This window comes from Streptomyces xingningensis, assembly GCF_054957865.1.
This window is the reverse complement of record NZ_JBDJPF010000056.1, coordinates 1-25,261: the sequence shown is the minus strand read 5'-3', so window position 1 is coordinate 25,261 and position 25,261 is coordinate 1. Positions and strand designations below refer to the sequence as shown.

The following is a 25,261-nucleotide window of genomic DNA, read 5'->3' as shown; positions in this document are numbered from 1 at the left end:
GCGCCGCCGCCCGCCCATCCTCCCGGATGGCGCATTAAGACCGTGGGTCAACCGTGGGTCAGAGGACTGCGACCGGTGCGACCGGTGCCCCGACCCCGCCGACGAACGGCTCGGGGGTGGCCGTCAACAGGAACGCATACCGCCGCTCCTGTGCACACACCGTGGACAGCTCCTCAAGATTCCAGTTCTGACCCTGCGGCATGCCCATCTCGACCAGATCCAGGGCGTGAACGGCCAGCCATAGGTTCTCGATCTCCGGCGGGACGATCTCGAAGGTGAGGGTGTCATTGGCGACCGCGGCGACATCCCGGGCGTGAAACCACTCGGGGGTGTGGATCGACAGGCCGGGCGAGGGGTGGGCGTATGCATGGCTGTCGCCCTCGAGATACCGCTGGATCTGCCCGGTGCGGACGAGCAGGATGTCGCCCGCCCGCACGGTGGTGCCGGCCAGTTCCTCTGCCGCGTCCAGATCCTCGGCGGTGACGGCGTGCCCGCCGTCGAGCCGTTGCACGCCGCGGGCGCGCGCGACATCGAGCAGCACACCGCGCGAGACGATCGGCCCGGCCTTGTCCACGCTGCTGAAAGCGGCCCGGCCATGCGCCGTGATCGAGCCCGCTGGGCGGCCGTTGTAGATCCGCCCGCCATGTGCGACATGGGCCAGCCCATCCCAGTGAGTGCCTGCCTGGAGGCCCATAGTCACCGCATCGTCGCTGGTGGCCACGGTGCCGGGGCCGAATAACTCCACATTGACCGCGACCATGGTGTGCAGCGGGTTGACCCGGCCCGGGATCAGCCCGGTCTGCACCCCGTCCTGCCGGAGAGGCAGCGCCAGAGGAACCCGGTGGCCGCTGATGACGCTCTCGGCGGCGGCTCGTACCACGGTGTCGGTGATGAGGTTCAGCGTGCCGATCTCATCGGACTCGCCCCAACGGCCCCAGTTGTTGACCCGTTTGGCGATCTCATGGAACTCGGCCGGAAGTGACATAAGCGCCTTCCCTCTTTCCTGGGCTTGTGCTCGGGCCTACTCTGCCCAAAAATCTAACGGGCCGTCAGAACTTGCGGGAAGGGGTGCCACCGTGGCGAACTTCTTGACAGGCAAGGTGGTTGCCGTGACCGGAGCCGGACGGGGAATCGGCCGGGCGGTGGCCATCGCCTCCGCCGCCGAGGGCGCCAGGGTCGTCGTCAACGACCGCGGCGTCTCGCTCTCCGGCGGTGAACCGACCGGCGAGGTCGCTGCCGCCGTGGCCAAGGAGATCGAGGCGGCGGGCGGTGAGGCGACCGCCGTCGTGGACGATGTGTCAACGATGGCCGGTGGACAGCGGATCGTCGACACGGCCCTGCAGCGATACGGGCGGCTCGACGGCGCGGTGTGCGTCGCCGGAATCCTGCGCGAGCGCATGCTCTTCAACATGACCGAACAGGAATGGGATCCGGTCATCGCCACCCACCTCAAGGGCACCTTCACCGTCTTCCGGGCCGCCTCCGCCGTCATGCGTCAACAGCGCACCGGCACCCTCATCGGCTTCACCAGCGGCAATCATCAGGGCAGCGTGGCCCAGGCCAACTACTCGGCCGCCAAAGGCGGCATCATCTCCCTCGTCCGCAGTGCGGCACTGGGCCTGCGCAGATACGGGGTCACGGCCAACTGCGTGGCCCCGGTGGCCCGTACCCGGATGTCCGCCGAGGTGCCGATGGAGCTGACCGAGATCGGCGAACCGGAAGACGTGGCCGCGCTGGTCGTCTACCTGCTCAGCGAGCGGGCCCGCGAGGAGCGGATCACCGGGCAGGTCTATACGGTGGCCGGGCCCAAGATCGCGGTCTGGGCCCAGCCGCGCGAACTACGCGCCGCCTACACGGACGGGACCTGGACCCCCCAACGGATCGCCGACGTCCTCCCGGGAACCGTCGGCACCGACCCCATGCCGATGCTCGACCGCCTGGATGCGATGGCCGAGGCGGCTGCCGCCAGAGCGCGGCCCAACGCCTGACGGCACCCGGCAGGACAGGCCGCCAAGGGACGTGAAGGGAGAGGCGTGGACTTCGCATTCGGGCCCACGGACGAGGCGTTCCGGCAGGAGGCGCGCGCCTGGCTGGCCGAGCGCCTCACCACCGGACCGGCCCGCGCCCCCGACCGGGACTGGGAGCGCGAACTGGGCACGGGCGGCTGGATCGGCCTCGGCTGGGACCGGGCCCGCGGCACCTACGGCAACCGCCCGGCCACCCTGGCCGAACAGGTCGTCTGGGCCGAGGAGTACGCCCGTGCCCAGGCCCCCGAACGCCTGGGGCACCTCGGCGAACGGCTCCTGGCACCCACCCTCCTCGCCGACGGCGACGATGCGCAGTGCGCCCGCTTCCTCCCCGCCATCGCCCGCGGCGAGGAGATCTGGTGCCAGGGCTACAGCGAACCCGGCGCCGGCTCCGATCTCGCCGCCGTACGCACCACCGCCACCCCTGCCGACGGCGGCCGCAGCTACCGGATCGACGGACACAAGATCTGGACCTCGCTCGCCCACCAGGCCGACTGGTGCTTTGTGCTGGCCCGCACCACCAAGGGGTCGCACCGTCACCACGGGCTGTCCCTGCTGCTCGTCCCCATGGACCAGCCCGGCCGGATCGAGGTCCGGCCGATCCGGCAACTGCACGGCACCGCCGAGTTCAACGAGGTGTTCTTCGAGGGCGCCCGGGCCCGAGCGGACCACCTCGTCGGGGGTGAAGGCAGCGGCTGGCGGGTGGCCGTGAACCTGCTCGCCCGCGAGCGAGGCGTGTCCACCCTCGCCCAACAAGTCGGCTTCAGCACCGAGTTGGCGCAGGTGATCCAGCTGGCGGTGCGGACGGGTGCCGCAGCGGAGCCGGTGCTGCGTGACCGGCTCATACGGCACTGGGCCGAGTTGCAGACCCTGCGCTGGAACGCCCTGCGGACCCTGGGCGCGGCCCGCGACCCCGGTGCGCCCAGCGTCGCCAAGCTGCTGTGGGGCCGCTGGCACCAGCGGCTCGGCGAACTGTCGATGGCGGTGCGGGGAGCTCCCGCCACCGTCGGGCCGGACGACTGGTGTGCCGACCGTCCCTATGAACTCGACGCCCCGCAGCGCCGGTTCCTCTTCTCCCGCGCCGACACGATCTATGGCGGGTCGGACGAGATCCAGCGCACCATCATCGCCGAGCGCGTCCTCGGCCTGCCGAAGGAGGCCCGGCCATGACCGCGCACACCCCCTATGGGCACTGGATCGGCGGGTCTTGGCGCACACCGGAAAAAGGGCACTATGCAGTTGTCAATCCGGCGACCGAGCAGGTCGTCGGGGAGGCCCCGGAGGCGACCCCCGCCGAAGTCGCCGATGCCGTGGCCGCCGCACGGGCCGCGCAGGGCGGCTGGTCCCGTACCGATCCGCGCGAGCGCGCTGCCGTGCTGGACCGGATGGCGGATCTACTCCTCGAACACGCAGGGGAGCTGGTCCCCTTGCTCCAGGCCGAGACCGGCGCGACGATGCGCGTCGCCTCGACCATGCAACTGCCGGTGGCTGTGGACCGCTTCCGGCGCTATGCGCGGGGCGCGCTGGAGCCGGCTGCCGTTCCGCTCGCGCCCTGGCCCGTCCAGGCCGGCCCGCTCGCCCCCGGTGGCCTGATCGGCGCCGCCGCGGTCCGGCGCCCGGTGGGTGTCGTCGCCTGCATCACCTCCTACAACTTCCCGGTCGTCAATCTCGCGGGCAAGGTCGCACCCGCGCTGGCCATGGGCAATGCCGTCGTCGCCAAACCGGCACCACAAGACCCGCTCTGCTGCCTTGAGCTGGGCCCACTGTTCAGTGAGGCCGGTTGCCCGGATGGGGTGTTCAATGTCGTCACCGGTTCGGGACCGGCCGCGGGCGAGCAGCTGGTATCCCAACCCGGCGTCGACATGGTGAGCTTCACCGGTTCGACCACCGTGGGGAAAAAGATCGCCGAATCCGCGGGAAGGTCGATGAAACGCACCCTGATGGAACTGGGCGGCAAGGGCGCTGCCATCGTCCTCGGAGACGCCGACGATGAAGTGATCACCTCGGCGGTCAACGCGGTCGGTTCGGTCTGGTCCTTCCACAGTGGGCAGATCTGCACGGCACCGACCCGCGTGCTCGTCCAACGGGCCCTGTACGAACGGGTCGTTACCGCTCTCAAAGACTACGCTGAGTCACTGACAATGGGAAGCCCTGTGGAAAACTCCACGATCGTGGGCCCGTTGATATCCGCCGCTCAGCGCGATCGCGTCGAGGAATACGTCGCCGGGGCCAGGGCGCAAGGAGCCAGGATCGTCACCGGGGGTGACCGGCCTGCCCTCAACCCCGGCTTCTATGCGGCCCCCACCCTCATCGCCGAGGTCACCCCCGGGATGACGGTTGCCCGCGAGGAGATCTTCGGGCCCGTCGTGGTGGCCCTGCCCTTCGACGATGAGGACGAGGCGGTCCACATCGCCAACGGCACCTCCTACGGCCTCTACGACTATGTCTTCAGCTCCGACACCGCTCGCGCCTGGGCCTTCGCGGCCCGACTGCACAGCGGCAACATCGGCATCAACACCGTTCAGCGGCACCCTGAGACGCCCTTCGGCGGATGCAAGGGGAGCGGCGTCGGCCGGGTCGGCGGCTCCTTCGGACTGCATGCCTACAGCGAACTCCAGTCGGTCGTATGGCCGTCCTGAGCACACCGGTCCTGCCGGAAGACCGGAAGGCCGGAAGGCCGGAAGGCCGGAAGGCTGGAAGGGCTGAGGGCGCACAGGACAGGGAGGGCGCACAGGACAGGAAGGACCGGGGGAAGAGAAGGGGGATCACCGCCATGAGAGGCGTCATCTTCGACGGCGAGCGGCCTCGGGTCGTCGACGATCTGCGGCTGCGTGCCCCCGGGCCCGGTGAGGTCCTGGTTTCCGTCGCCGCCGCGGGCCTGTGCCACAGCGATCTGTCGGTCATCGACGGAACCATTCCGCACCCCGTCCCGGCTGTGCTCGGACACGAGGGTGCCGGAGTGGTCGAGGCGGTGGGGCCGGGCGTCGCCCACGTCGGGCCCGGCGACCATGTCGTCCTCTCCACGCTCGCCGGCTGTGGCACCTGCGCCGACTGTGACCGTGGGCGGCCGACTATGTGCCGCCGGAGCATCGGCAGGCCCACCCAGCCCTTTTCCCGCCGGGGCGAGGCGCTGTTCCAGTTCGCGGGCAGTTCGGCCTTCGCGGAACGCACCCTCGTCAAGGCCGTACAGGCGGTCGGGATCCCCGCCGATGTGCCGCTGACCTCGGCGGCCCTCGTCGGCTGCGGTGTCCTGACCGGTGTCGGCGCCGTCCTCAACCGGGCCCGGGTGGGGCAGGGTGATTCCGTGCTCGTCATCGGCATCGGCGGCGTCGGGCTCAATGTGCTGCAAGGGGCCCGGCTCGCCGGGGCCTCGGCCCTGGTCGCCGTCGACGCCAACCCGGACAAGGAGCAAACTGCCCGCCGGTTCGGCGCGACTCACTTCATCGACGCCACCGCCTCCGACATCTCGGCGGCGGTGCGGGAGATCCTTCCGACCGGAGTCGATCACGCATTTGAGTGCGTGGGTGACGCCGGTCTCGTCCGGCAGGCCGTCGATCTCCTCGACCGGCACGGCCAAGCGGTGCTTCTGGGCGTACCGCCCGCGGGCACGGAGGCGTCCTTCCTGGTCTCCTCCCTCTACCTGGACAAGTCGATCCTGGGCTGCCGCTACGGCTCCGCACGTCCGCAGCGTGACGTCGCGCTCTATGTGCGGCTCTACCGCGAGGGACGGCTCCTGCTCGACGAGCTGGTCACGGCGGTCCACCCGGTCGAAGACTTCGCGCGGGCGGCGGAGGAGGTGCGGTGCGGCCGGGTGGCGCGCTGTGTGCTTGCCTTCTGAGTGCCGCCTTCGCGGGCCCGCCTGCTGGCCGCTGGACGTCCGGCAGACGATTCCGATTCCGGGCAATGAGGGTTATTCGGTAAGAATGGTCCGTCCGGGCAGTCCATGGTGATGTGTGGCGGGGCGTCCGGGCCTCCTCGTCGGCGGAATCGGAAGGCATCAGTGGGGTGAGTGCGGTCTCGAAACCTCGCGCCACGCAACCTCTCGGCCCTTGGGGGAATCTTTCTGGAAGAGAGGGGCCGATATGACACAGCAGGCGGAGCCGGACGCGATACCGGACGACGCGACAACAGCAAAGGGAGCGCCCGAGGAGTCCCGGGGGACGCCGCCGGAGAAAGAGTCCTTGAAGGAGTCCTCGAAGGAGCCTTCGAAGGAGTCCTCGCCGGAGCGAGAGACCCCGTCGGAACAGGAGGCGCCGTCGGAGCGGGCGATGCGCGGGGACGCCTTCGGGGCCGCGTTCTGCGCGTCGATGGCCGCGCTCAGCGCCGAGGTCGTCGTCGCGGCGACCGTCGGCCTGCTCGTGCTGCTCTCGCGGGAGCACCAAGGGCTGCCCCACGGTCCGATGCTGATCGTCGCGGTGGCGCTGGGCGTGCTGCTGCTGACCGTGCTGATCAGCGGCTTCATCACGGCCGCCGCCGTGATGCCCGCACTGGCGCTCGGCCGTCTCGCGGCTCGGCGCGCGGGGCACTCCGGGCGCCGGCCGTGGACCCTTGGAGCCGTGGCGGCGGTGTCGGCGGGTGCGGTGATCGCGTTCGGCGCGGTGGCGGCGCTCGGCAGCCGTTCGCTCGCCAGCCCGTTGTCGTATCTCACCTGGTGGGCGTCGCTCACCGTCGGGCTGCTGCCGGCGGCATTCGTGGCCCGTGCCGCCGCCCGCCGGGTGCGCGACGGACGTTCCGGAAGCGTGGCGCGGAGAGTGACGCGCGACGGCGCCATCGCCTGGCTGGCCGTCGGCCTGGTGGGTGCGGTGGTGTACGGCTCCGGCCTGGTGAACGTGTACAAGCCGCCCCGGCTGCACAAGTCGGACCTCGCCGGTGTCTGGGACGACGGCCATGGCGGTCAGGTCAAGCTCACCAAGGAAGGCGAAGCGCTGGCCAAGGGGCTCGACAGCCACCAATGGGACGGCGCGGGCAAGGACCGGATGAAGGACTGCGACGGGACCGGCACCTGGACGGCGCTCAAGGACGGCGGCCGGGTCCAGGGCCTCTCCCTGGTGATCAAGTCCTGTGAGGGGATGAACCCCCGTAACTGGAGCCTCGGTGGTACGACCAAGCAGCCGCGGATCTACTACGAGATCGGCAAGCCGGGCTCCGGCAAGCGCTATGAACTGCGGAAGGTCGTCAAGGGCAAGAAGTGAACGCGCCCCGGTGGAACAGCAGGGGCCCGGCGCCCGCCGCCTCCTCGTCCGCGCCTAGCGCCGCCACCCGGCCCACCACGATCAGATGGTCCCCGCCCGTGTGCACGGCGTGGATCGTGCAGTCGGCCCATGCGGGCACGTCCCTGAGCAGCGGCGAACCGGTCACGGGCGACGGCCCGTACGGCACATCGGCGAACTTGTCGGCGGTGTGCGAGCCGCTGACCGCGAGCCTCCTGCAGAGTTCTTCCTGTCCGGCCCCCAGGACGTTGACGCAGAAGACCCCGGCACGGGCGATGCGCGGCCAGGTTGTGGAGGTACGGGCCACCATGAACACGACCAGCGGCGGGTCCAGCGACAGCGCCGCGAAGGACTGACAGGCGAAACCCGCCGCCGGCTCCCCGCTCCCGCCCGGCGCGGTGATGGCGGTCACGCCACTGGCGAAGTGGCCGAGAACGCGCCGGAATTCACCCGGCGCGGGCGAAAAGGAGGTGTCCGCTCGCACCGGAGAAACCACCCGGAGCGGCGGCTGAGGTGTGGCGACGGATGCCGTCGAACCGCCCTGGATCCGCAGATGACGGACGGCGACGACGGCCATGCCCGCGTGTCCCATCATGAATCCATTGAATCTGATGGAGCGTCACATCGGAAGCGGTGCGCGGGTGAACGGACCCTGGCCACCACGGCCCGGGCCTGGGCCGAGCGGCTGGCCACCGGGCCCACCCGACCCATCGGACACCCCCTAGCGGCCCCGGTAGACCGGCGGGCGGCGGGCCAGGAAACTCACGATGCCCTCGGCGGCATCGGCCGTCGTCATATTGATCTCCTGCGCGGCCGCCTCGGCCGCGAAGGCCGAACCGCGATCGGCCTCCAGGGAGGCATTGACCAGCTGTTTGGTGAGGGCGAGCGCTCGGGTGGGCCCGGTGGCCAGCCGCTCGGCCCAGGCCCGGGCCGTGGTGGCCAGCTCGGCCGACGGCACCACACGGTTGACCAGCCCCAGCCGTTCCGCCTCGGCGGCGGTGAGCGCATCACCGAAGAACATCAGCTCCTTCGCGCGCCGCGGCCCGATGAGACGCGGCAGGAGGTACGCCCCACCGCCGTCGGGCACCAGGCCGCGCCGGACGAACGCCTCGACAAACGTGGCCGGTTCGGCGGCCAGGACCAGATCGCAGGCCAGCGCGAGGTGAACGCCGAGCCCCGCGGCGACGCCGTTCACGGCGGCGAGCACGGGCTTCTCGCAGTCGAGCACCGCACTGATCAGCCGCTGCGCGCCGGTGCGGAGGGTACGGGCGACATCGCCCGGGATCCGTGGTTCGCGTGGTCCGGCGCCGTCGGCCGACGGCGAGGCCGCTGTGCGCAGATCGGCGCCCGCGCAGAAGCCCTTGCCGGTGGCGGTGATGACCACCGCCCGGACCGCCGGGTCCGCGGAGGCCCAAAGAAGTTGTGAAATCAGGTGTTCGCGCTGGTCAGGGGTGATGGCGTTCATGACCTTGGGACGGTTGAGAGTGATCCACACCACCCCGTTGTCAGTGGTGTGGAGTATCAATGAGCCATCGGATCCGCCGGGTTCCACGGGATCGGCGGGGGATGGCTGTGTGCCTTGGGGGGAGTTGCTCATGGACGGGCTCCGGAAGTCATGGGGCGGTGTGGTGTGGACGGCCTTGCGTCGCAGGGTGGTTGGGGCCCGGCGAGCAAGCCGGGCGGCGAGTGGCCGGGCGGCGCGGGGTGGTTCGCCGTGCCGCCGGCCGGGTCAGCGGCAGCAGGCCAGCGCGTCGAGGGCCACCGCCCCCTGTCCGCGCTCCAGCACGACCAGCGGGTTGACGTCCAGCTCGGCGAGGCTGTCGCCCAGGTCCAAGGCCATCCGCTGGACGCGCAGCACCGTCTCGACGAGGGCGTCCACATCGGCCGGTGGAGCCCCCCGGGCTCCGGTCAGGAGTGCGTGGCCGCGCAGTTCGCCGAGCATCTCCCGGGCCTGCCGCTCGCCGAACGGCGGCACGCGCACGGCCGTGTCCTGCAGTACCTCCACAAACACCCCGCCCAGCCCGGCCGTCACGGTGGGGCCGAAGAGGCTGTCCTGCGAGATGCCCACGGTCATCTCCACGCCTCGTCCCACCAGTTGGCACACCAGCACACCGTCCAGCGGCAGTCCCTGACAGCGCGCGATGTCGATCAGCTCGCGATAGGTGTCGCGCACCTGGCTGGCCGAGGTCAACCCGACCCTGACCAGGCCGAGTTCGGTCTTGTGGGCGAGCTGCGGGCCAGATGCCTTCATGACGACGGGGTAGCCGACCAGCCCGGCCGCCCGCACGGCCGCGGCGGCGCTGGTCACCAGCTGCTCCCTGGGCACTCGTATGCCATACGTGCGCAGCAGTTGCTTCGCCGCGTGCTCGCTGAGCTGCTCACCCGGGCGCAGCAGCGCACGGGCCTTGCCCGCGGCGGGCGAGGGGGTGCGGGGTGCGTCGTCGAAGGGGGAGCGGTAGTCGGCGGTGAAGCGGTGATGGTCCAGGTAGGCGCGCACGGCGGTGACGCAGTTGGCGAAGGTGCGGAAGGTCGCCACCCGGGAGGAGCCGAGCAGGGTGGTGCGGTAGGCGTCCTCGGTGCCGACCGGGGAGCCCCACACCACGCACACCGGCTTGTCGGTCTCTTCCGCCGCATCCACCAGATCCTGCGCGAGTTTGTCGCTCAGCGGTGGAAAGGGTCCGGTGATCGGGCAGACGAGGACGCCGATGGCGGGGTCGGCGAGCAGCGCATCGATGATCTTCCGTCCACGCCAGTCACCCACCGGGTGGCCGCCGTTGTCGATCGGGTTGGCGACGCTCAGATACTCCGGAATCCACTGGTGGAGCTCGTTCTGCTTGGCGTCCGGGAGGGTGGGGAGTTCAAGGCCGGCCGCCGTGGCCAGGTCCGCGAAGTGGGCGCCGGTGCCACCGGAGATCGAATAAACGGCCACGCCGGTGGCGCGCGGTGGACGGGCGCGGGCGAGCAGGGCCGCGGTGTCCTGGAGCTCGTCCAGACCGGTCACGCGGATCACGCCGAACTGCCGCATGGCCGCGTCCACCACATCGTCCGCGCCGGTGAGCTTGCCGGTGTGGGTGGCGGCGGTGCGGGCGCCGGCCTCGGTCCGGCCGACCTTGACCGCCACCACCGGCACCCTGTTGCGGGCCGCGCGGTCGGCGGAGAGCAGGAAGGAGCGGCCGTCCTTGAGCCCTTCCACATATGCGGCGATGGCTCCGACCTCGGGCCGGGTGGCGAAGTAGGAGATGAAATCGGCGCACTCGAGGTCCGCCTCGTTTCCGGTCGGGGCCCAGTGCGAGAGGCGGATGCCCAGTTCTTGGAGGGCGAAGAGCGGGCGGCCCTGGTGGCCTGACTGGGTGATCAGGGCGATGGCCGGGCCGTCGAGGTCCTCACGGAAGGTCTCGAAGGCATTGAGATTGGTGTTGGGGCCGAGGAGGCGCACCCCGGAGCGCCGGGCGGCGACCGCCAGCCGGGCCTGGGCGGTGGCGCCGCCGGCTCCCGTCTCGGCGAAGCCGGAGGCGAAGACGACGGCGAACTTGGCCTTGCAGAACGGGAGTTCCTCGATGACGGAGGCCGGGTCGCCGACGAGGAGGGCAGCCAGGTCGATGTCCTCCGGCAGGTCATGAAGGGATGGATGACAAGGGAGGTTGAAGACGGAGGCACGGGTGGGGTGTACGGGGTGAACCCCGGCGCCGACGCGCTCGGCCCAGGCGATCAGCTGTCGGGTGATGCCGGTGTTGGGGTGGCCCTCGGTGTCCGAGGCGCCGACCACGGCCAGGGCTTCGGGGCGGAAGAAACGGTCGAGGTCCGGTACGTCCGAGTGCAGCGGGCGGCCGCCGACGTCCAGATCGTGGGGCGTGGTTGCCGTGCCGTGCACGATGAGGCCGGGCCGCTCGCCGCAGGCCACCACACGGGCCGGTCGGGAGGTGGTGGTGAGGGTGCCATGAGTCGATCCAAGCATCGTTCTCGCCCACTCCTGCTCAATGACCGATTAGCTGACGTAGAGTCAGATTAGCGAGCTGATAGCCGGTACAGGAACGTCCGGTACAGGAATGTGCTGTGCAGGAGAAGCTGCGCCGCGGAAAAGGAGGTGGATCTTGGCTCTGCCCATGGACCCCCGGCGGTACGACCTACCGGAGCCGGACGCCTTCACCCGCCCCTACTGGGAGGCGGCCGGCGAGGGGCGGCTGCTGATCCGCCGCTGTCGCGCGGCGGGTTGCGGCCGGGCGCATCACTATCCGCGCGAGTTCTGTCCCTACTGCTGGAGTGAGGAGGTGGTTTGGGAGGAGGCGAGCGGTCGTGCCGTGCTCCACACCTGGTCGGTCGTCCATGTGAACGACCTGCTGCCCTTTGGCACCCGGCTTCCGTATGTGGCGGCCGTGGTCGACCTCGCCGAAGGGCCGCGGATGGCGACCGAGGTGATCGGTTGTGCCGAGGCCGGGCTGTGCATCGGCATGGCGCTGGAGGTCGCCTTCCGGGGCGTTCCGCGTGCCCCGCGTGCCCCGCATGGCTCGTCGGGTTCGTATGTCCCGTTGGCGATACCGGTGTTCACGTCTGCCCGCGGTGCCCATGGGCCGGCTCATGGCCAGAGCAGTCCGGTGGTCCAGGAGCCGTCCGCCGACCGTCGGTAGACCAGTCGCACATGGCGTCGTTGTGCGTCGCCCTGGAAGAACTCGACCTCGTCGGCCGCCAGGGTGTACAGCCGCCAGGTGTCCACCGGGGCATCGGGCTCGTGCACCGCCCGCTCCCATGCCGTCTGCGAGGCTCGCTCCAACTCCTCGTAGCAGGCGAGTTCTTCGCTCTGGTGCCCCACCAGCGCGGCCGCCAGCGCACCCGTCGACCGCCTGCCCAGGTCGGCCCGGCTCTCGGCCGCATCCGCGGTGCTGACCCTGCCCTGCACGCGGACTTGGCGGCCGACGGCCGGCCAGTAGAACCCCAGTGCCGCCTCGGGTCGCACGGCGAGCTCCTGGCCCTTGCGGCTGGTGCAGTGAGTGCCGAAGTGCCAGCCGCGCTCATCCGCGTCGTGCAGCATCACGATCCGTACGGACGGCCGTCCGGATGCGTCCGCCGTGGCGAGCGTCATGGTGTGCGGCTCGGGTGATCCGGCCCGCGCGGCCTCGTGCAGCCAGCGCTGGAAGAGGTGCAGCGGATCGCCGGGGGCGGTGGCCGGGTCGAAGTGCGGCAGCCGGGTGTCCCAGACGCGCAGGGAGCGCAGGAGCTCACGGAATGCCTCCTGGCCGGGGCCGTCCGGTTGTTCGGTGTGGTTGGTGTGCTCGGTGCGTCCGGTGTTGATGTCCATGCGGCCATCCAACCAAGAACTCAGTCAACCAAGAACGTCAGTCGCGTCCGAGGATCACCGTTCCCGAGGAGCAGAACCAGCCGCCGGTCCCGGAGGCTATGGCGAGCCGGGGCGGCCGGCCGTCGCGCCCGTGGACCTGGCGCCCCTCCTCCGCCTCCCCGCGCAACTGCCGTACAGCCTCGACCAGCAGGAACAGTCCGCGCATGCCGGGGTGGCACGCCGAGAGCCCGCCGCCGTCCGTATTGACCGGAAGGCTGCCGCCGACCGTCAGCCTGCCGCCCGCGGCAAACGCGCCTCCCTCGCCCTTCGGGCAGAACCCGAGGTCTTCCAGCGTCACCAGCGTCATATAGGTGAACGCGTCGTAGAGCTCGGCCACTTCGATGTCCTCTGGGGTGACACCTGCCCGCTCGAATGCCAGGCGTCCCGAGACGGCCGCCGGGGAGACCGTGAAGTCTTCCCATTCCGACATCGCGGCATGGGATACGGCAGTCCCATGCCCTACTACCCATATGGGCGGTTTGGCCGCGTCCGCCGCATACTCCTCGGTGGCCAGCAGCACCGCGCAGCCGCCGTCCGACCGTATGCAGCAGTGCAGCCTGGTGAATGGGTCGGCGATCATGGGGCCGCCCAGGACGTCCTCCACCGTGATCGGTGACCGATGCAAGGCATGCGGATTGTGCGCGGCGTTGGCGCGGGCCTGTACGGCGATGTCCGCCAACTGCTCGATGGTGGTGCCGTATTGGTGCATATGCCTACGGGCCGCCATTGCGTACTTGGCGATGAGCGTATGCCCGTATGGCACCTCGAACTGCAGGGGGCCGCCCGCGCCGAAGGAGAGGTTCGCGGTACGGCGGCCGGCCTTGACGTCGGCTCGGGCGGTGGAACCGTAGGCCAGCAGAACGGCGTTCGCATGGCCGACGGCGATGGCGTCGGCCGCATGGGCGGCCATGACCTCCCAGGTCGAGCCACCGACCGAGGTCGAATCCACCCAGCTGGGCCGCAGTCCCAGATACTCCGCGACCTCGATGGGGGCGAGCGTGCCGAGTCCGGCGGAGGCGAAGCCGTCGATCACCGACCTGTCGATGCCCGCATCGGCGAGGGCACGGCGGGCCGCCTGGGCGTGCAGCGCATGGGGGGTGACGGTGTCGAGGCGGCCGCAGTCCGAGAGCGCCACGCCGATGACGGCGACCTTGCGGTGACCCGGTCTCATAAAGCTGACGGTACATCAGATTTGCCCTGGGAAACTGTGCTTGGACTCCCTAATATGACGGGCCCTCAAGGATGCGAGGGGGTCGGCCGGTGGATGCCGAACTGAGCGATGAGCAACGCGAGATCCAGCGCACGCTGCGAGAATTCCTCCATGAACGGTGCGGCCCGAAGGAGGTCAGGTCCGCAGTTCGCCTGGCGGCCGGCTGGGATGAGGAGTTATGGCAACAACTCGCGGGGCGGCTGGGGCTGCCCGGACTGGCGGTGCAGCGGCAGTACGGAGGAGTGGGCTACGGCCCCACGGACCTGGCGCTGGCCTGTGAGGAGACGGGCCGGGCCCTGTTGCCGTCACCGCTGCTGGCGACGGCGGGGCTGGCGATTCCGCTTGTCACCGCCCTCGGTACCGGGGCGCAGCGTGCCCGGTTGCTGCCCGAGCTCGTCTCCGGCGGGCTGACCGGCGCGCTGGTGGTGCCCGATGGCACGCTGTCGGCCGCCCTCGCGCTCACCGGACCCAACGAGGGGGGCTGGGCGGGTGGCGGCCGGGCCGGTGGTGTGCAGGCCCGGCGGACCGACGGCGGCTGGCGGCTGTACGGGGCGGCCGGGCAGGTGCTGGACGGGCACAGTGCGGACCTGCTGCTGGTCGCGGCTCACGCCGGGGGGTACGCCCCCGGCCGTAGCCGCACCCTGCTGTTCGTCGTGCGCCCGGCGGAGGTCCGCGGGGTGGCCCGGGCCAGGCTGACCTCGCTGGACGAGACCCGCCCCCAGGCCCGGGTCGAGCTGCGGGACGTACCGGCCGAGCCGCTCGGTGCGGACCCGGGTTCCCCGGGGACCGCGCTCGACGCGTGTGGCGCACTGGCCGCGCTGGGCGGGCCGGTTGCCGCCATGCTGGCGACGGAGGCGGTGGGCGCTGCGGATCGTGCGCTTGCACGGACCGTCGAGCATGTGCGCGTGCGTGAGCAATTCGGCAGGCCCATAGGGTCGTTCCAGGCGGTCAAGCATCGGTTGGCCGATCTGTATGTCGCGGTCCAGGCGGCCCGTTCGGCGGCGTACTACGCGGCCTGGGCCGTGGGGGACCTGTCCGCGGGCAGCCTTGGTGCCGGTGCCGGTGCCGGTGCCGGTGCCGGGTCCGGGAAGGTGGCGGCCGGGCTCGCCCTTGCCCAGGCGCTGGAGGCGTCGCGGACGGTCGCCGGTGAGGCCGTCCAGCTGCACGGGGGCATCGGGGTGACCTGGGAGCACGATGTGCAGTTGTATTTCAAACGAGCCGCCTCGGACGAGCTGTTGTTCGGTCCCGTACATCGATTACGGGCCCATGCGGCGGGCGCGGTCGGACTCTTCGACGTCGATGATCAGGCGGTGGCGCCATGCTGACCGCACTCGAACGGCTGGTGCAAAATGCCTCTGCCAGCAGGGTGTTCATGAGGATCGCCCCGCACTTCGTGCCCGCGCTGGACATCGCCGTGCACCGGCTGACCGGCGGCAGGACGCTGCTGAGCACCCGGATGCTGCCGAGCGTGGTACTGACGGCGACCGGCGCGAAGAGCGGACTGCCCCGGCGTACGCCCCTGGTGTGCATGCCGGAAGGCGGTGTCGGTGGTGCGGGCGGTGCGGAGCGTAGCTGGATTCTGGTCGGCAGCAACTTCGGCCGCCCGGCCCATCCCGGCTGGACGGCAAACCTGTTGGCCCACCCGGATGCGCACATCAGCCGGCAGGGACGGGACATTCCGGTGCGCGCACGGCTGCTGGGCGGGGTGGAGCGGGAGGCCGCATGGCGGGCGGTGATCGTGTTCTGGCCTCCGTATGCGCGCTATCAGGCGCGCCTGGAGCGGAAGATCCGGCTCTTCCGGCTGTCGGTGCGCTGACCGGAAAGCCGGAAAGGGGGCGCGTAGTCGGCCGTGGAACAGGGGTAGTTGGGCAGGTGGATACGCGGACCGGCCGCGCTCACCTGTCGCGTCGCGCTGCGGCGGGCCGGCCGGGCCCGGCCGGTGTGCCCGCCGCGGCGATGACAGGACGCGCGACGCCGCTACCTCGTCGGCTTCTTGCCCGTGATGCCCAGATGAACGAGCAGGGCGAGATTCGGTTTGAGCTCGGCCTGTTTGACGCCCCAGCTCTGGAAGCCCTTCTGGTGCGAGGCCACCGCGGCAAGCATCGCGACGAGCGAGCCGGCGACCGCCGCTGCGCTGACGTCCTTGTCCACCTTGCCCTTGGACTGGAGCTCCTTGACGGAATCCGTCAGCGAGTTGGTGACGGCGTTGAGGATCTTCATGCGGATCTTGTAGAACCGCTTGTCGCCCTCGGCCGCCCCCAGGTCGACGACGCGCAGAATGGCGTCGTTGCGCCGCCAGAAGTCGAGGAAGCCGTCGACCAGTTCCTCGGCCGCCTGCCAGCCGGCCTTGCCGACCCAGGACCGTCCGGCCACGAGTTCGGTGAGGCTTGCGCCCTCCTTCGCCATCTCCTCGGCGATGTCGAGGACGGCGCCCTCGACATCGGGGAAGTACTGGTAGAAGGTCGCGGGCGAGGTGCCTGCCCGGCGCGCGACATCGATGACCTTGACGTCGCGGTAGGGCGACGAGCTGAGCATTTCGCTGAGGCAGTCGAGCAGCTTCTGCCGCGTCGCCTGGCCGCGCCGACCGGCCACCCGGCCGTCGACGGTGCGTACTTGTCCTGTCATGCCGTCAGCTTACCGAGGGGTGATCGGAGCGCGATTCGGCCGCATGCAAATGGGGGCGGGGGTGTGAAATGGGGTGTAAGGCCAGCTCAGAGGGGGTTCTGGGGGGCTGGGAGAGAGCCCGGGCGGATTGGCCCGTACCGGTGAATCGTCTTATCAACAAGCTGTGGACAAGGGTGGCCGTCGACCTGGGTTCCCGTTGGGTTCCCGCCGGGTTTTCGGCCCGGAATCCCGCCGGTTCTCTGCCCGGTTCCCGCTGGTTCTCCCGGTTGTCCGCAGACCGGGCGGGATTCGTGAACCGCCTATACCGTGGCAGCCGGAACACATTGCGCAGCCGGACAGTTCGCGCCGCTGAGCGGAGTGCCGTCGCGCAGAAGGAGACGGGTGCCATGGGCACAAAGGACGGAGTTCCGCGAACCGTGCCGTGCTGGGCGGACGTCATGCTGCCCGACCTTGAGGCGGGCAAACGCTTCTACGGCGAACTGTTCGGCTGGACCTTCCGAGTGGGCGACTCCGGCCGGGGGCAGTATGTCGAGGCCTTCCACGACGGCGGCAAGGTCGCCGCGCTCGCCCCCAAACCGGACGGCCGCCTGCCGACCGCCTGGTGCGTCTACTTCTCCTCCGCCGACGCGGTCGCCACGGCCCGTCGGATCCGGGCGGCGGGCGGGCAGATCGTCACCGGGCCGGTGGCCATCGGCGACTACGGCACCATGCTCGTCGCCGCGGACCCCGCCGGTGCCGTCTTCGGCGTCTGGCAGGCCGATGGCCACCCGGGCTTCGAGAAGCGCGGCGAGGTGGGCTCCTACGGCTGGACCGAGGTCTACACCCGTAACGCCAAGGCCGTCGACACCTTCTACGAGGACGTCTTCGGATTCGACACCCATGACATCAGCGAGCAGGCCGGCATCGAATTCGCCGTTTGGACGCCCGCCGGAAAACCCGCGACCCCCGAGTACGCCGTTGGTGGCCGGGCCGTCATGGACGACCGCTTCCCGGCGGAGATGCCCCCGCACTTCCTGGTCTACTTCGTCGTCGACGACTGCGACGCCGCGGCCTATCTGGTGCTCCAGTTGCACGGGAAGGTGCGGCGTCAGCCGGAGGACACCCCGCACGGGCGGTTTGCCGTGCTGGCCGACAATCAAGGTGCCGACTTCGCGATCATCGATCCATCCCGGGCGGTACGGGGATAGCCGGGGCATATGGGGGTAACAGGGGCAGGGGGTGGCCGATGGGCGGGCTCCCGGGTTCCGCTTGCGGCTCCGTTTGCGGCTTCGCTTCCGGCGGAGACCCGGACAGTCGTGCCCCGGGTTCGCAACCATGGCCGTCGCCAGGGAGAATCAGGGTGCGTATCCCGGGATAATTCGCGGTGAGACGCTGCACGGGGCTGGAACCCTTCAAGCCCCTACGGGGAGGTGGCAGGCCAGTTGGAGCAGCTTACGCAGCACGACCCGAGACGGATCGGCCCATTCGAGGTGCTCGGCCGTCTTGGTGCAGGCGGCATGGGGCTGGTCTATCTCGCCCGCTCGGCGTCCGGCCGACGGGTGGCGATCAAGACGGTGCGTACGGAGCTCGCCGAGGACCAGCTGTTCCGCGTCCGCTTCACCCGTGAGGTGGAAGCGGCCCGGGCGGTCAGCGGCTTCTACACCGCCGCCGTCGTCGACGCCGACCCACGGGCCGCCGTGCCCTGGCTCGCCACCGCCTATGTGCCCGCACCCTCGCTCGAGGAGATCGTCAACGAGTGCGGGCCCCTGCCGGCCCAGGCCGTCCGCTGGCTGGCCGCCGGCATCGCGGAGGCGCTCCAGTCCATCCATGGCGCGGGGCTCGTCCACCGCGACCTGAAGCCGTCCAATGTGCTGGTGGTCGAGGACGGGCCGCGGGTCATCGACTTCGGCATCGCCTCCGGGGTGTCCAACACCCGGCTGACGATGACCAACGTCGCCGTCGGTACGCCCGCGTATATGTCACCCGAGCAGGCCCGGGACTCCCGGAGCGTGACGGGCGCGAGCGATATCTTCTCGCTGGCGTCGACGCTGGTGTTCGCGGCGACCGGGCATGCGCCCTTCCACGGGGCCAACCCCGTGGAGACCGTCTTCATGCTGCTGCGGGAGGGGCCGGATCTTGGCGGCCTTCCCGATGAGCTGCGGCCGCTCATCGACTCCTGCCTGCAGATGGCCGCCGAGCACCGGCCGACCCCTGCCGATCTGCAGTCACAGCTCGCCCCGCATCTGTTCGCCTCCGGTGGGGGTGACGACAGCGGTACGGCTTCCGCGTGGCTGCCGGACAATGCGGTGGCGCTCATCGAACGGCGGAGGGGCGGGAACCGGGTGGTGAGCGCTCCGGCTGCGCCGCCGGTTGCCGAGGCTTCGCCGGTGTCGGCACCCGCTCCGGTTGTGGCCTATGAGCCGAGGGCGGTGCGGCCGGAGGGCACGGCCGACCCGCGCGGTGGGATCAGTGGGGGTGCGGGGCATGGGCGCCATGCCGCGCCCGCTTACGCCGAGGACGGATCCGTACGGTTCCCCGCGTCACAGGTGCCGATCGGCCCGGGGCCGCGGGTCGCCGATACCCGGGAGCCGCAGGCTCCCCCGGGCGCCGGGTCGGCCACCGGGTGGGTGCGTCCGCCGGGTGGTGCGTCGCCCTCCGTGCCCGCGCAGCTGGGCGGGGGTGCGCCGGGGGCAGGTGGCGGCACCGTCAACCCGTCGGCGGACCTTGAGCGTTGGCGGCCGTGGCGATTCCGGATGTCCAACGATGTGTGGGGCACTCCCGCTGTCGCGGGGGATCTGGTGTACGTCACCTCGTTTGAGGTCCACGCTCTTGATGTGGCCAGCGGGCGACGGCAGTTCAAGACGCGTGATGTCGCCTGGGCGATGGCCGTGGCCGATGGCCGCATACACGCTTCCGACGGGCCGACGCTCTATGCCCTTGACGCCGGTGACGGTGCGGAGCGGTGGCGGCTTGCCACGGATGGGTGGGTCTACTCGCTGAAGGCCGACCGGGGAACCGTGGTGACGGGTACGCGCGGTGGTGGCGTACAGGCCTGGGAGGCCGGTAGCGGGGAGCTGTTGTGGGAAAAGGGGGGACTGCAGACCGATTTCGAGACGCCTGACTGTGGGCCGATCGTGCATGACGGGGTTGTCTATGTGTGGTCGGACGCGCGGTTGCGGGCCCTGGAGGCGCGTACGGGTGCCGAGCGCTGGTCCTGTCAGGTAGGGGATGCCGCTGCCTGTGGTGGAGTGCCGGTGCGACTGGTGGCTGCGCCTGGTGGCGCGGTGTATGTGACGGCGGGGACGCAGGTGCTGGCGATCGATGCCGCACGGGGGGATGTGCGGTGGCGGTTTGAAGCGCCGGCCGTCTTCCTCAGCCCGCCTGCGTTTGCGGGGGGCGCCGGTGTTGCCGGCGGTGGGGTCTATGCCGTGGACTACCTCGGCACGGTGTATGCGCTGGATGCCGGGAGCGGGCGTGAGCGCTGGCGTATCGCCACGGAGGGGCGGCAGTCCACGGAGCCCGTGTTGGTTGTGGGTGGGCTGGTGCATCTGGGCAGTGGTGGAGCTCTGTATACGCTCGATGCGGTGAGCGGGACGCCTCGGTGGCGCTTTGCCGCCGGTGGTGATGTGGTGGGTTCGCCTGTTGTGGCCGATGGGCGAGTGCACTTCGGGTCTGCTGACCATTGTCTGTATACGCTCGATGCGGTGGGTGGGCAGTTGCGGTGGAAGCTGGCCACGGGGGGTGAGATCACCGGGTCGCCGGTGGTCAGGGGCGGGGTTGTCTATGCGTGCAGCAAGGACCGGTGTGTGTATGCGTTGGATGCGGCCAAGGGGACGGGGCAGGGGCGGCGTTAGGGGTGCGGCTGCGTTGTCGGGTGCCGGCGCCCCCGGACGCCTCCCGCCGGTGGTCCCGGCCTATCGGGTGCGGTGGTCGCGGGGGCGGGTGGCGAACAGGGCTGTCTGGCGGTTGCCGGGGACGTTGCCCAGGGAAATAAGGTGCGGTGCCAATGCGTTGGCGTGCGAACGGGCGGCCTCCTTCGCTGCCCATAGCGCTCGTACCGTTCCCTGGACCGGGTCGGTGGGGTGCGCGGCGATGACGGCGGCGACTCTTTGTGCCGCTGCCAATTCCTGGCCCGGCGGGGTCACTTCCGATACCAGGCCTATCTGGTATGCGCGTTGGGCGGAGATGCGTTCGGAGCTTCCTGTCAGGGCCATCCGTGCCACTTCGCCGAGGGGCATTCGCTGGGCCATGCTGATGGCCTCGTAAGCGCTGACCATGCCGTATGAGGTGTGCGGGTCGAAGAAGGTGGCGCTCGCGGAGGCGATGATGAATTCGGCCTCGCCGAGGAGGTAGAAGGCTCCGGCACAGGCCATTCCGTTGACTGCGGCGATGACCGGTTTCCAGAGGTCATTGGATTTGGGGCCGATGGTCAGGAGTGGGTCGTCGATGCTGTAGGGGGAGTTTGGCTGGGGTGTGGTTGCGCTCCGGTCGATGCCGGTGCAGAAGGCGCTGTCCCCGGCGGCGGTGAGGATGATGACGCGGGTGGCGTCGTCGGTACGGAAGGCCTGCCAGATTGCGGACAGTTGGGCTGCGGTGGGCAGGTCGATCGCGTTGTGGCGGTCGGGTCTGTTCAGGGTGACTGTGGCGATGCCATTGGCTGATTCTGTTTGGACGCTCATGTGTCCTCCAGTAGCCAGCGGGGGACGGTGATCCCCGGTGCGATGGTGGTGAAGGCGACCTTCAGCGCTGCGCCTATGTGGAGGCGGGATGGCGGGATGGAGTCGAGTGCTGCCTCGGGGGAGGCGACCACATTTCCTACCAGACGGATTCCGGGTGGGTCGCTCAGTTGGATGACCGCGACGTTGTACGGGGCCAGTTCGGCGTATTCGGGAAGCAGGGGTGGGTGAGGGATGACATATGACCAGAGGTGGCCGCGGCCGTTTGATATGAGCCAGACGCTCTCGAAGGACTGGCAGTGCGGACAGCAGGGGCGGGGTGGGAAGCGCGGTGCACGGCAGGCGGTGCAGGTCTGGATGCGTAGTTCACCGCGGGCCGTGTAGTTCCAGAATGGGGTGCTGTCCTGGTCCGGGATGGGGAGGAGCATGGTCAACTCCGGAGGAGAAGCGCTGAGGTGGGAACTCCCTCGCCTGCGGTGACCAGACAGGTGGTGGGGTGGGCGAGTTGTGCGGTCGAGGAGCCGCGGAGTTGTCTTACGCCTTCGTTGATGAGATTGAAGCCATGGACGTATGCCTCGCTCAGTCCACCGCCGCTGGTGTTGATCGGCAGACGGCCGTTGAGTTCCAATGCATTGTCTTCGGTGAAGGCGGCGCCTTCACCGCGGGCGCAGAAGCCATAGCCCTCGAGGGAGAGGGGGATGAGAGGGGTGAACGCATCGTAGATCTGGGCGACATCGATGTCCTGGGGGCCGAAGTCGGCGGATTTCCAGAGGTGACGGGCGGCGGTCCAGGAAGGGCCGAGGAGCGGGTCTTCGGTCCAGTAGTTGACCATGCCATGGTGTTGGGCAGGGAGGGCCTGGGCCGTGGCATGTATATAGACGGGTCTGCGGCGGCAATCCCGGGCGCGGTTGGCGGTTGTGACGACGCAGGCCAGGGCGCCGTCTGTTTCCAGGCAGTTGTCGAAGAGACAGAGTGGTTCGCTGATCCAGCGAGCGGTCATATAGGCGTCGCGGGTGAGCGGGCGATGACGCATGATTGCGGCCGGGTTTTGGTTGGCGCGGTTGCGGCAGGCCAGGGCGACATTGAAGAAGTGGTCGCGGGTCGCGCCGTACTCGTGCATATAGCGGCGGGCGAGCATGGCGATCTCGTCGACCGGGCGCAGGAGACCGAAGGGGCGGGTCCACTGGGCGGGGGTGGGAAGCTGGCGGGGGTTGCGCCAGGGGCGTGGGCCCGAGCCACGCTTGCGTGAGCGCCAGGCGACACCGGTGGTCGCCTGGCCGGCGACGATCGCGGCGGTGAGGTGGGCGACGGTCGCGCAGGAGCCGCCTCCGCCGTAGCCCACCTTGGAGAAGAAGGTGACATCGCCCGCGCCTATCGCCTTGGCGATCTCCACCTCGTCGGACTCCTCCATGGTGTAGGAGGCGAAGGCGTCCACTTGAGAAGGGTGGAGACCGGCGTCTGCCAGGGCGGCGAGGATCGCCTGGCAGGCCAGGGTTTTCTCGGAGTCGGGGAGATTCCTGGCGAACGGGGTCTGCCCTATGCCGACGATTGCCGTGGCATCCTTCATGCCGCCTCCCTGGGCCGACACTGCTGACAGCGTGGCAGGCTATCGTTAATCTGACGACGCGTCAGCTTGGGGGGTTGCGCCATGCACGGGGACCTGGAGTTCGGCTCGATACCTCGTTTGGTGCGGATGGCCGCGCAGCGGTTCGGTGATTGCGAGGCCGTTGTCGAGGGACGGAACCGGATCTCCTATGCGCAGCTCGGCGCCCGGGTGGAACGGGCCGCTGCCGCGTGTATCGCGAGCGGTGTGGAGGTGGGTGACCGGGTGGCCATCTGGGCGCCCAATACCCTGGACTGGATCGTGGCGGGGCTGGGGGCCGTCTCGGCGGGGGCGGTTCTGGTGCCCGTCAACACCCGCTTCAAGGGGGGTGAGGCAGTACGGGTGTTGGCGCGTACCCGGGCCAGGTTGTTGTTTGTCACCGGAACGTTTCTCGGTACGTCATATGTCGCCGCGTTGCGGCAGGAGGGACTGACCGGGCTGCCGCAGCTACGCGATGTGGTGGTTCTGGCCGATGCGGCGCCTGCCGACTTCCGGGCGTGGAAGGAGTTTCTGGCGGGGGGCGATGCGATTGCCGGTGGGGATGTTCGGGCGCGCGCTGATGTTGTGGAGGGTGGTGCGCCTTCGGACATTCTGTTTACGTCCGGGACGACCGGGGAGCCCAAGGGTGCGGTCACCACGCATGCCCAGACCCTGCGGGTCTTTGGAGTCTGGGGCGAGTTGGCGGGGTTGGCGGCGGGTGACCGGTATCTGATGGTCAACCCGTTCTTCCATACGTTCGGTTACAAGGCCGGTGTCCTTGCCTGTCTGATGCGCGGCGCGACGATGGTGCCACAGTCCGTCTTTGACGCGGATGCGGTGTTGGCGCATATCGCGGCGGAACGCATTTCGGTACTGCCCGGGCCGCCGACGCTCTTCCAGTCGCTCCTCGACCATCCGGCGCGGGCCGCACATGATGTGTCTTCGCTGCGGGTGGTGGTGACGGGAGCCGCCTCCGTTCCGCGTTCGCTGATCGGGCGGCTGCGGGGCGAGTTGGGGGTGCCGGAGGTGCTGACCGCCTATGGCATGAGCGAGGCCACCGGTGTCATCACCATGTGCCGACGTGGTGATCCGGAGGAGGTCATCGCCACCACGTCGGGGCGCCCTCTGCCGGATACGGAGGTCAAGGTGGTGGGCGATGACGGCCGGGAACTGCCGGTGGGCGAGCCCGGGGAGATCCTGGTGCGCGGCTATCAGGTGATGTCCGGCTACTTCGAGGATCCGGTCGCCACGGCGGAAGTCCGCGATGACGAGGGGTGGCTGCACACCGGCGATGTGGGGGCGCTGGATCGCCGGGGCAATCTCCGGGTCACCGACCGGATCAAGGACATGTTTGTGGTGGGTGGCTTCAATGCCTACCCGGCCGAGATCGAGCGGCTATTGGCCCGGCATCCGGGGGTGGCCGATGTCGCGGTGGTGGGGGTGCCGGATGTGCGGCTGGGCGAGGTCGGCAGGGCCTTTGTGGTGCGCTCGGCGGTGGGGGCGGGACTGACGGGTGAGGGGTTGATCGCCTGGGCACGGCGGGAGATGGCCAACTACAAGGTGCCGCGCGAGGTGGCATTTGTGGGCGAGCTGCCGAGGAATGCGGCGGGGAAGGTGGCCAAGGGGCGGTTGAGGCGGTGCTGAGCCGGCCTTCCCTGGGGGATGCGGGAAGGCCGACTCAGGTTTCGGGGGGTCAGGCGTGGGTGCCCATGGTGTGGTCGTCGCTGCCACCCATGGTGTGGTCGTCGAACGGCGTTGCCGCGACCTGAACGGCGCCGCGGTCGGACATGGTGTGGTCGTCGGCGGAGGCCGCCACGGTGCCGAGGGCCGTGGCGGCTCCGGCGATCGCGAGCACGACGAGGGTCTTCTTGGTACGCGACATGACGGTGCGGATCACTGTAACTCCCATGGCAAGCCAGTCAGTTGATGCCGGTGGTGCTGAAGGTGACAGTGAGGCTAACCGGCATGGAGGGAGAGCGCGAGTGTTGGTTTGTCAACCTCTCGGTGGAACGAGATGGTCAAAGTGTCAGGTGTATGTGAGCGCGGAAGCCGGCCCTCCCGGATGGATGTTCCGGGAGGACTGTTGACGCCTTTGACGTCAGCGGTCTATCGAACTACCGGTACCTGGCGAGTTGAGCGCAAGGAATTGAGCGCGGGCGGGCTCATGAAACGAGCCGGTTCAGGCGAGGGCGAGAAAGCCTTCGCGGAGCAGGGTCCGAATGAATGTCACCCGCGACGACTCGTCAAGTGAACCGGGGAGGGTGCGTGCGGTGAAGGGTTGACCGTTGGTTTCCGCGACATGACGGATCTGGTCTGCCAGGTGTCCAGGAAAATGGACGGACTTGTGGTGGAAGTGCAGTTGAGCAATATCCCCCTCGACACGGAGATACCACCGCGAGTGAGAGCTCCGCCGCATCGGTGTGTCGGCGTCGACGTTATCCAATTGCTCGAGATCGCTGAGGTGCGTGCTGAGCTCGGGAGCGGTCGCCGAGGTGGCGCGGCGCACTGACTCGGCGGTCATGGCAGAGGGCGAGAGGCTGGATCGCATGATGTCCAGCAGCTCAGTGAAGGTTTCTCATCCTGTGCCGCAGGGGTGATGATGGTGCGGACGAGGGCGTAA

General features: G+C 69.6%; 23 protein-coding genes. 11 read left to right on the top strand and 12 right to left on the bottom strand.

The features are described 5' to 3' along the window. Nucleotides 1-58 precede the first annotated feature (58 nt). Nucleotides 59-985, bottom strand: a complete 927-nt coding sequence (locus ABCR83_RS24970) for a cyclase family protein (RefSeq protein ID WP_462697423.1) — start codon at nucleotides 983-985, stop codon at nucleotides 59-61. A 91-nt stretch (nucleotides 986-1,076) separates the two neighbouring features. Between ABCR83_RS24970 and ABCR83_RS24965 the strand changes: the two genes are divergently transcribed. The 5 genes from ABCR83_RS24965 (at nucleotide 1,077) to ABCR83_RS24945 (ending at nucleotide 7,219) form a co-directional block, all read left to right on the top strand. Beyond that, on the top strand, nucleotides 1,077-1,988 hold the full coding sequence (locus ABCR83_RS24965) for an SDR family NAD(P)-dependent oxidoreductase (protein ID WP_462697422.1): 912 nt from the start codon (nucleotides 1,077-1,079) through the stop codon (nucleotides 1,986-1,988). Nucleotides 1,989-2,033: 45 nt separating this feature from the next. Beyond that, complete coding sequence (locus tag ABCR83_RS24960; RefSeq protein ID WP_462697421.1) at nucleotides 2,034-3,197, top strand: acyl-CoA dehydrogenase family protein; 1,164 nt, start codon at nucleotides 2,034-2,036, stop codon at nucleotides 3,195-3,197. Further along, nucleotides 3,194-4,666, top strand: a complete 1,473-nt coding sequence (locus ABCR83_RS24955; protein ID WP_462697420.1) for an aldehyde dehydrogenase family protein — start codon at nucleotides 3,194-3,196, stop codon at nucleotides 4,664-4,666. Before ABCR83_RS24960 ends, ABCR83_RS24955 begins: the two co-directional genes overlap by 4 nt. Before the next feature lie 134 nt (nucleotides 4,667-4,800). Next, on the top strand, nucleotides 4,801-5,865 hold the full coding sequence (locus tag ABCR83_RS24950) for a Zn-dependent alcohol dehydrogenase (protein ID WP_462697419.1): 1,065 nt from the start codon (nucleotides 4,801-4,803) through the stop codon (nucleotides 5,863-5,865). A 244-nt stretch (nucleotides 5,866-6,109) separates the two neighbouring features. Then, nucleotides 6,110-7,219: a hypothetical protein gene (locus ABCR83_RS24945; protein ID WP_462697418.1), complete on the top strand. Its 1,110-nt coding sequence runs from the start codon at nucleotides 6,110-6,112 to the stop codon at nucleotides 7,217-7,219. Here the strand turns inward: ABCR83_RS24945 and ABCR83_RS24940 are convergent. The 3 genes from ABCR83_RS24940 to ABCR83_RS24930 all read right to left on the bottom strand — a co-directional run bounded on the left by ABCR83_RS24940 (nucleotide 7,203) and on the right by ABCR83_RS24930 (nucleotide 11,192). Continuing rightward, nucleotides 7,203-7,832, bottom strand: coding sequence for a flavin reductase family protein (locus ABCR83_RS24940; protein ID WP_462697417.1), 630 nt, complete (start codon nucleotides 7,830-7,832; stop codon nucleotides 7,203-7,205). The genes ABCR83_RS24945 and ABCR83_RS24940 overlap by 17 nt on opposite strands. Nucleotides 7,833-7,958: 126 nt before the next feature. Then, complete coding sequence (locus ABCR83_RS24935) at nucleotides 7,959-8,834, bottom strand: enoyl-CoA hydratase/isomerase family protein (RefSeq protein WP_462697416.1); 876 nt, start codon at nucleotides 8,832-8,834, stop codon at nucleotides 7,959-7,961. Nucleotides 8,835-8,966: 132 nt separating this feature from the next. Beyond that, nucleotides 8,967-11,192, bottom strand: a complete 2,226-nt coding sequence (locus ABCR83_RS24930; RefSeq protein ID WP_462697415.1) for an acetate--CoA ligase family protein — start codon at nucleotides 11,190-11,192, stop codon at nucleotides 8,967-8,969. 148 nt (nucleotides 11,193-11,340) lie between these two features. On the opposite strand from ABCR83_RS24930, the gene ABCR83_RS24925 reads away from it, so the two are divergent. Further along, nucleotides 11,341-11,862: a Zn-ribbon domain-containing OB-fold protein gene (locus ABCR83_RS24925; RefSeq protein WP_462697441.1), complete on the top strand. Its 522-nt coding sequence runs from the start codon at nucleotides 11,341-11,343 to the stop codon at nucleotides 11,860-11,862. On the opposite strand, the gene ABCR83_RS24920 is transcribed toward ABCR83_RS24925, so the two are convergent. Continuing rightward, on the bottom strand, nucleotides 11,811-12,530 hold the full coding sequence (locus tag ABCR83_RS24920) for a pyridoxine/pyridoxamine 5'-phosphate oxidase (protein WP_462697414.1): 720 nt from the start codon (nucleotides 12,528-12,530) through the stop codon (nucleotides 11,811-11,813). The genes ABCR83_RS24925 and ABCR83_RS24920 overlap by 52 nt on opposite strands. 37 nt (nucleotides 12,531-12,567) lie before the next feature. Beyond that, entirely contained in the window at nucleotides 12,568-13,740 is a 1,173-nt protein-coding gene (locus tag ABCR83_RS24915) for a thiolase C-terminal domain-containing protein (protein WP_462697413.1), read from the bottom strand. Nucleotides 13,741-13,829: 89 nt separating this feature from the next. Between ABCR83_RS24915 and ABCR83_RS24910 the strand changes: the two genes are divergently transcribed. Together ABCR83_RS24910 and ABCR83_RS24905 are read left to right on the top strand one after the other, a co-directional pair. Continuing rightward, the gene (locus ABCR83_RS24910) at nucleotides 13,830-15,104 is read left to right on the top strand and encodes an acyl-CoA dehydrogenase family protein (RefSeq protein WP_462697412.1); all 1,275 of its coding nucleotides are present in this window, start codon (nucleotides 13,830-13,832) and stop codon (nucleotides 15,102-15,104) included. Between the two features lie 47 nt (nucleotides 15,105-15,151). Continuing rightward, nucleotides 15,152-15,595, top strand: coding sequence for a nitroreductase family deazaflavin-dependent oxidoreductase (locus ABCR83_RS24905; RefSeq protein WP_462697411.1), 444 nt, complete (start codon nucleotides 15,152-15,154; stop codon nucleotides 15,593-15,595). Between the two features lie 161 nt (nucleotides 15,596-15,756). Here the strand turns inward: ABCR83_RS24905 and ABCR83_RS24900 are convergent, their stop codons facing one another. After that, complete coding sequence (locus tag ABCR83_RS24900) at nucleotides 15,757-16,404, bottom strand: TetR family transcriptional regulator (RefSeq protein WP_462697410.1); 648 nt, start codon at nucleotides 16,402-16,404, stop codon at nucleotides 15,757-15,759. Nucleotides 16,405-16,790: 386 nt separating this feature from the next. On the opposite strand from ABCR83_RS24900, the gene ABCR83_RS24895 reads away from it, so the two are divergent. Together ABCR83_RS24895 and ABCR83_RS24890 are read left to right on the top strand one after the other, a co-directional pair. Next, nucleotides 16,791-17,591 carry a VOC family protein gene (locus ABCR83_RS24895; protein ID WP_462697409.1) on the top strand — a complete coding sequence of 267 codons (801 nt, stop codon included), beginning with the start codon at nucleotides 16,791-16,793 and terminating at the stop codon, nucleotides 17,589-17,591. Nucleotides 17,592-17,825: 234 nt separating this feature from the next. Next, on the top strand, nucleotides 17,826-20,237 hold the full coding sequence (locus ABCR83_RS24890) for an outer membrane protein assembly factor BamB family protein (protein WP_462697408.1): 2,412 nt from the start codon (nucleotides 17,826-17,828) through the stop codon (nucleotides 20,235-20,237). A 60-nt stretch (nucleotides 20,238-20,297) separates the two neighbouring features. On the opposite strand, the gene ABCR83_RS24885 is transcribed toward ABCR83_RS24890, so the two are convergent. The 3 genes from ABCR83_RS24885 to ABCR83_RS24875 are packed head-to-tail and all read right to left on the bottom strand — an operon-like array spanning nucleotide 20,298 to nucleotide 22,626. Further along, a complete protein-coding gene (locus ABCR83_RS24885) occupies nucleotides 20,298-21,062 on the bottom strand; it encodes an enoyl-CoA hydratase/isomerase family protein (RefSeq protein ID WP_462697407.1) in 765 nt (254 codons plus the stop codon). Next, on the bottom strand, nucleotides 21,059-21,487 hold the full coding sequence (locus ABCR83_RS24880) for a Zn-ribbon domain-containing OB-fold protein (RefSeq protein WP_462697406.1): 429 nt from the start codon (nucleotides 21,485-21,487) through the stop codon (nucleotides 21,059-21,061). Before ABCR83_RS24880 ends, ABCR83_RS24885 begins: the two co-directional genes overlap by 4 nt. A gap of 2 nt (nucleotides 21,488-21,489) precedes the next feature. After that, complete coding sequence (locus ABCR83_RS24875) at nucleotides 21,490-22,626, bottom strand: lipid-transfer protein (protein WP_462697405.1); 1,137 nt, start codon at nucleotides 22,624-22,626, stop codon at nucleotides 21,490-21,492. An 81-nt stretch (nucleotides 22,627-22,707) separates the two neighbouring features. Between ABCR83_RS24875 and ABCR83_RS24870 the strand changes: the two genes are divergently transcribed. Continuing rightward, the gene (locus tag ABCR83_RS24870) at nucleotides 22,708-24,285 is read left to right on the top strand and encodes a FadD3 family acyl-CoA ligase (protein WP_462697404.1); all 1,578 of its coding nucleotides are present in this window, start codon (nucleotides 22,708-22,710) and stop codon (nucleotides 24,283-24,285) included. A gap of 49 nt (nucleotides 24,286-24,334) precedes the next feature. Here ABCR83_RS24870 and ABCR83_RS24865 read toward each other — a convergent pair whose 3' ends face one another. Together ABCR83_RS24865 and ABCR83_RS24860 are read right to left on the bottom strand one after the other, a co-directional pair. Beyond that, on the bottom strand, nucleotides 24,335-24,523 hold the full coding sequence (locus ABCR83_RS24865) for a hypothetical protein (RefSeq protein WP_462697403.1): 189 nt from the start codon (nucleotides 24,521-24,523) through the stop codon (nucleotides 24,335-24,337). A gap of 297 nt (nucleotides 24,524-24,820) precedes the next feature. Further along, complete coding sequence (locus ABCR83_RS24860) at nucleotides 24,821-25,162, bottom strand: hypothetical protein (protein ID WP_462697402.1); 342 nt, start codon at nucleotides 25,160-25,162, stop codon at nucleotides 24,821-24,823. Between the last annotated feature and the right edge of the window lie 99 nt (nucleotides 25,163-25,261).

Coding starts and splice junctions, on each gene's coding strand:
- ABCR83_RS24950 (WP_462697419.1), top strand. CDS start 4,801: ATGAGAGGCGTCATCTTCGACGGCGAGCGGCCTCGGGTCGTCGACGAT.
- ABCR83_RS24915 (WP_462697413.1), bottom strand. CDS start 13,740: ATGAGACCGGGTCACCGCAAGGTCGCCGTCATCGGCGTGGCGCTCTCG.
- ABCR83_RS24885 (WP_462697407.1), bottom strand. CDS start 21,062: ATGAGCGTCCAAACAGAATCAGCCAATGGCATCGCCACAGTCACCCTG.
- ABCR83_RS24875 (WP_462697405.1), bottom strand. CDS start 22,626: ATGAAGGATGCCACGGCAATCGTCGGCATAGGGCAGACCCCGTTCGCC.
- ABCR83_RS24860 (WP_462697402.1), bottom strand. CDS start 25,162: ATGACCGCCGAGTCAGTGCGCCGCGCCACCTCGGCGACCGCTCCCGAG.
- ABCR83_RS24940 (WP_462697417.1), bottom strand. CDS start 7,832: ATGATGGGACACGCGGGCATGGCCGTCGTCGCCGTCCGTCATCTGCGG.
- ABCR83_RS24945 (WP_462697418.1), top strand. CDS start 6,110: ATGACACAGCAGGCGGAGCCGGACGCGATACCGGACGACGCGACAACA.
- ABCR83_RS24905 (WP_462697411.1), top strand. CDS start 15,152: ATGAGGATCGCCCCGCACTTCGTGCCCGCGCTGGACATCGCCGTGCAC.
- ABCR83_RS24930 (WP_462697415.1), bottom strand. CDS start 11,192: ATGCTTGGATCGACTCATGGCACCCTCACCACCACCTCCCGACCGGCC.
- ABCR83_RS24925 (WP_462697441.1), top strand. CDS start 11,341: ATGGACCCCCGGCGGTACGACCTACCGGAGCCGGACGCCTTCACCCGC.
- ABCR83_RS24895 (WP_462697409.1), top strand. CDS start 16,791: ATGGGCACAAAGGACGGAGTTCCGCGAACCGTGCCGTGCTGGGCGGAC.
- ABCR83_RS24865 (WP_462697403.1), bottom strand. CDS start 24,523: ATGTCGCGTACCAAGAAGACCCTCGTCGTGCTCGCGATCGCCGGAGCC.
- ABCR83_RS24920 (WP_462697414.1), bottom strand. CDS start 12,530: ATGGACATCAACACCGGACGCACCGAGCACACCAACCACACCGAACAA.
- ABCR83_RS24870 (WP_462697404.1), top strand. CDS start 22,708: ATGCACGGGGACCTGGAGTTCGGCTCGATACCTCGTTTGGTGCGGATG.
- ABCR83_RS24955 (WP_462697420.1), top strand. CDS start 3,194: ATGACCGCGCACACCCCCTATGGGCACTGGATCGGCGGGTCTTGGCGC.
- ABCR83_RS24935 (WP_462697416.1), bottom strand. CDS start 8,834: ATGAGCAACTCCCCCCAAGGCACACAGCCATCCCCCGCCGATCCCGTG.
- ABCR83_RS24970 (WP_462697423.1), bottom strand. CDS start 985: ATGTCACTTCCGGCCGAGTTCCATGAGATCGCCAAACGGGTCAACAAC.
- ABCR83_RS24900 (WP_462697410.1), bottom strand. CDS start 16,404: ATGACAGGACAAGTACGCACCGTCGACGGCCGGGTGGCCGGTCGGCGC.
- ABCR83_RS24880 (WP_462697406.1), bottom strand. CDS start 21,487: ATGCTCCTCCCCATCCCGGACCAGGACAGCACCCCATTCTGGAACTAC.